This is a genomic window from Longimicrobium sp. (genome assembly GCF_036280135.1).
Lineage (GTDB): Bacteria > Gemmatimonadota > Gemmatimonadetes > Longimicrobiales > Longimicrobiaceae > Longimicrobium.
In genome coordinates this window covers 1-3,989 of record NZ_DASURI010000428.1, presented here as the reverse complement: position 1 = coordinate 3,989, position 3,989 = coordinate 1, and the positions used below count along the sequence as shown (strand labels likewise).

Annotated in this window: 3 protein-coding genes and 1 pseudogene; all 4 read right to left on the bottom strand. The window is 74.8% G+C overall.

The features are described 5' to 3' along the window. Window positions 1-147: 147 nt before the first annotated feature. Window positions 148-1,314 (bottom strand): hypothetical protein, encoded by a 1,167-nt coding sequence (locus VFZ20_RS13765; RefSeq protein ID WP_329684470.1) that lies wholly within the window; start codon window positions 1,312-1,314, stop codon window positions 148-150. A gap of 523 nt (window positions 1,315-1,837) precedes the next feature. Beyond that, window positions 1,838-2,893: a hypothetical protein gene (locus VFZ20_RS13760; RefSeq protein WP_329684469.1), complete on the bottom strand. Its 1,056-nt coding sequence runs from the start codon at window positions 2,891-2,893 to the stop codon at window positions 1,838-1,840. Between the two features lie 52 nt (window positions 2,894-2,945). Next, window positions 2,946-3,791: an XdhC family protein gene (locus VFZ20_RS13755; protein WP_329684468.1), complete on the bottom strand. Its 846-nt coding sequence runs from the start codon at window positions 3,789-3,791 to the stop codon at window positions 2,946-2,948. Further along, window positions 3,788-3,989 (bottom strand): annotated as a pseudogene (locus tag VFZ20_RS13750) (nucleotidyltransferase family protein); the annotation flags it as partial. The pseudogene VFZ20_RS13750 and the gene VFZ20_RS13755, both read right to left, overlap by 4 nt.

Genomic DNA, 3,989 nt, shown 5'->3' with positions numbered 1-3,989 from the left:
CGCACCGCGGGCACACGGCCCACAGCCGCCCCCGCTCGGCATCGAACGCCAGGCTGCGGCCCACGGGAAAGTGCTCCACGGACTCGTTGGAGCCCAGGTCCGCCGCGCAGAAGATGCAGTTGCGGTACATCCGTCTCTCCCCGGGCGTTACGCCAGCCGCGGCGGCACGGCGGCGGGGACGTCGTCGGGCAGGCGATCGGCGATGGACGCGATCTCCTCCGCCTGCCGCCACATCTCCTCCAGCGCCGCCAGCTCGCCCTCGAGCGCGCGACGCTCCGTCTCCTCGTGCAGGGCCATCTCGAGGGCGGCCGCGCGCATCTGCAGGTAGGCGTGGTCGCCGCCCAGGGGGCTGCGGTCTCCCAGCACCGCCATCTCCTGCCGTTCGCGCGTGAGACGATCCATGGGCCCGCGGCTTTCGCGCGCCGCGCGGCGGTACCAGTAGGCGGCCGGGTCCTCGGGCAGCTCCAGGGTAAGCCCGCCGCGTGCCGCGCGTTCCAGCCATGCCTGGGCCGATCCCGCGCCGGAGATGGAGCGCACGGCGCCCTGCACCTGCAGGGGCGTGGCGCCGCGGATGTTCATGAGGGCAAGGCTGCGCCCCAGCGCGGTGCGCGCGCGGGCGCCGTGCAGCGCCACGAACCCGCCGCTGATGGTGGGCACCTGCACGAACGGCGTGCCGGCCTCATCGTCCCAGTCCATGAACGCGCCGCGAAAATCCGCCTTGCGCAGCCAGCGCTCCGCGCCGCCCGTCTCGGCGGAGGACAGGCGCAGCAGCACGCGGCCGTCCGTGCCCGCGTGCCACAGGCGGTTGGCGCCGCGGTTGATGGCGTTGTACGTACCCTCCGCGATGGCGATGACGCCCTGCCCCGCCACGAAGACGAAAGGCAGGGTGAGGGTGGCCGCCACCAGCGCGGCGGCGGCGGCCACCGCGGCCACCCCGCCCGTGGCGGCGACGGCGCCCGCGGCCACGAGGTAGCTCTTTCGCCGCCGCAGCAGGTGGCGGCCGTAGCGCCACGCGGCCAGCTCGCCCTGCCCGGCCCGTCCCACGCGGACCAGGCGGGTTCCGTCCGCCAGCCGCGCCAGGCCGATGTTCTCGCGCTGGGCGCGCAGCCGGCAGTCGCGGAACCGGCGCTCGGCGTCCTCGATGGCCTCCCAGCGCTCCTCCAGGGGCGCCAGGTTCCACCGCGCGCACCGCGGGCACACGGCCCACAGCCGCCCCTTCTCGCCGTCGAAGGCCAGCGTGCTTCCCACGGGAAAGTGGGACAGGGACTCGTTGCCTCCCAGCGCGGCCGAGCAGAAGATGCAGTTGGCGTACATCGTTCTCCACCGTGTGGGGATCGGAGCGGATCCCGGTGCGTCCGGAAAGGAGAAACCCGAGGGTGCGGATCGTCCCGGCGGGCGTCCTCAGCCGGAGCGAATGAATTCGCCGCTGGAAAGGCACGAAGTCCGCCTGCGCGGACTGCCCCGGCGGAGGTCGCCTCCCGTGCACCGGGGCGGGCTTCGATGGCTCGGACGCGGCCGGTGTGCACGGCGATGGCGTGCGGCAGGAGCTGTCGGCGAAGGCCGACATCGCGCAGTCGGAGCCGCGAATTCATTCGCCGGGGCTGGGACGCCGCGATGCCGGCTCGATCCCGATCCGCGACCGGCATCACCCACTCCGGCCGGGGACGGCGTCTGATCGAATCCCGTCCGCGATCGGCATCACCCACCCGGCGCGGAGACGGCCTTCCCGGATCAGACCCGCGATCGGCATCACCCACTCCAGCCCGGAGACGGCCGCCTGATCGAATCCGATCCGCGATCGACATCACCCGTCGCACCGGCTCCGAGAGGACGGCACTCAGCCGCGCAGGTGCAGGCGCGGGGGCTCGGAGGGGGGCAGGTGATCCGGGAGCGCGTCGGCGATGGCGGCGATCTCCTCCGCCTGGCGCCACGCGGCCTCCAGCCCGGCCAGCTCGCCTTCCATGGCGCGGCGCTCCTGCTCGTCGTGCAGGGCCATCTCCAGCGCCAGCGCGGCCACGGGCGTGAGCTGCCGCTTTTCCATCCCCTCGCGCTTGCCCAGCACGCCGCCGCGCAGGGCCGCCTGCCGCAGGTACGCCTCGGCCGACGTGGCGCCCTCGATGAGCCGCACGGCATCGCCCACGCGGTCGCGCGAGGCGCCCTTCTTGTTCACGAGCACCATGGCGCGGTTGAGCACCGCGCGCGCCTGATCCGCCGGCAGCATGAGCTCCGTCGACGGGCTGAACTTCACGCGGCCCCAGCCGTCCGTCTTGCGCTTTTCCTGCTCCACGTCGGGCACGTGCAGCGCCACGCCGCCGTCGTCGCCCGCGGCCAGCCGCGCGCCCTGCACGTGCCAGCGGCGGATGGCCACCTCGCGCCCCGTGGGCGAGAGGGCCGCGGGGATGCGGTGGATGACCTTGCGCTGCTGCTTCTCTTCCCACGCGTGCGCGGCGATGGACCAGAAGCCGCCCAGCCCGCCGCCGATCTGCAGGGCGATCAGGCCGCCCACGGCCACGAGCCCCGCCGCGCCCACGGCCACGCCGCCCAGGATGTACTGCCGGCGCCGGCGCACGAGCTGGGTGCCGTAGCGCCACGCGGCCAGCTCGCCGGCCAGGGCCTCGCCCACGCGGATGAGGCGCGTGCCGTCCGGCAGCTTGCACAGGCCGATGTTCTCCGACTGCACGCGCAGCCGCGAGTCGCGAAAGCGGCGCTCCGCGTCTTCCACCGCCTCCCAGCGCTCCTCCAGCGGCGCCAGGTTCCAGCGGCAGCACTTGCCGCACACGGCCCACAGGCGCCCGCGCGGGGCGTCGAAGGCCACGCTGCGGCCCACGGGGAACGCCTCGATGGACTCGTTGGTGCCCAGGTCCGCCGAGCAAAAGATGCAGGTGCGATACATCGGTGTCCCATCTCCCTTCCGTGCCGCCGGACGAGACGATCCCGATCCGGCCCTACTCCGCTTCCGCCTCCGCCGCGCCGCGCCCGCGCGTGACCCAGCGGTCCGCCACCCGCTCGCGGTCGCGCAGGGGCTGGCCCGTGCCGCCGCGGCGAATCATCACCAGCTCCGCCGCGATGCTCACGGCGATCTCCTCGGGCGTCTCGGCGCCCACGTCCAGCCCGATGGGCGCGTGGACGGCGCGCAGCCGGTCCGCCGCGATCCCCTCGGCGGCCAGGGCCTCCAGCGCGGCCCGCGTGCGCCGCCGGCTGCCGATCATCCCCACGTACGCGGGGAGCGACGGGCCCAGGAGGATGCCGCGCAGCGCCTCGAAGTCGTACTTGTGGCCGCGCGTCACCAGGACGAGAAACGTCCGCGGGGTGATGCGGATGCCGCGGAACGGGTCCGCGAAGTCCGCCCGCCGCACCTGGGCCGCGTCCGGGAAGCGCTCCCGCGTGGCGAACTCCGGCCGGTCATCCAGCACGGTCACGCGAAAGCCCAGCATCGCACCGACCTGGCACAGGGGCCGGGCCACGTGCCCCGCGCCCACGATCACCAGCTCCGGCGGCGGGGCGTGCGGCTCCAGGTAGACCGTGACGCGCGCGCCGTCCGCCTCCACCTCCGCCGATCCCGGGCGGGTGTCATCCGCCAGGGCGCTGCGTGCGATACGGAGGGCGGCCGCGTCGAGATTCGCGTCCCCCAGCGTGCCCGCGTGGCGACCGGCCCAGACGCACATCCGCTCGCCGGCGGCCGGCCCGCCGGGAGACGATTCCAGGACGGTGAGCCCCACCACGGGGTCGCCGCCCTCCAGCGCCTCGCGCGCGTGGTGCGCCGCGCGCGCCACGCTCAGCCGTTCCGTCACGCGCCGTCCCGCCAGCGCCGGTAGTCTTCGGGGGTGTCCAGGTCCGGGGCCAGCGCGTCCACGGGCACCGCCGCCAGGTCCGCGGCGTGGGCGTGGACCACGCTGCGCGCGCCCTCCGGCAGGTCCGTGCGCATGAGCTCGCCAAAGACGCGGCGGTCAAAGAGGACGGGGTGCCCGTGCTTTCCGCCGCGCGCGGGG

Excerpts from the sequence above, each read along its gene's own strand:
- VFZ20_RS13765 (WP_329684470.1), bottom strand. The coding sequence starts at position 1,314 with ATGTACGCCAACTGCATCTTCTGCTCGGCCGCGCTGGGAGGCAACGAG.
- VFZ20_RS13760 (WP_329684469.1), bottom strand. The coding sequence starts at position 2,893 with ATGTATCGCACCTGCATCTTTTGCTCGGCGGACCTGGGCACCAACGAG.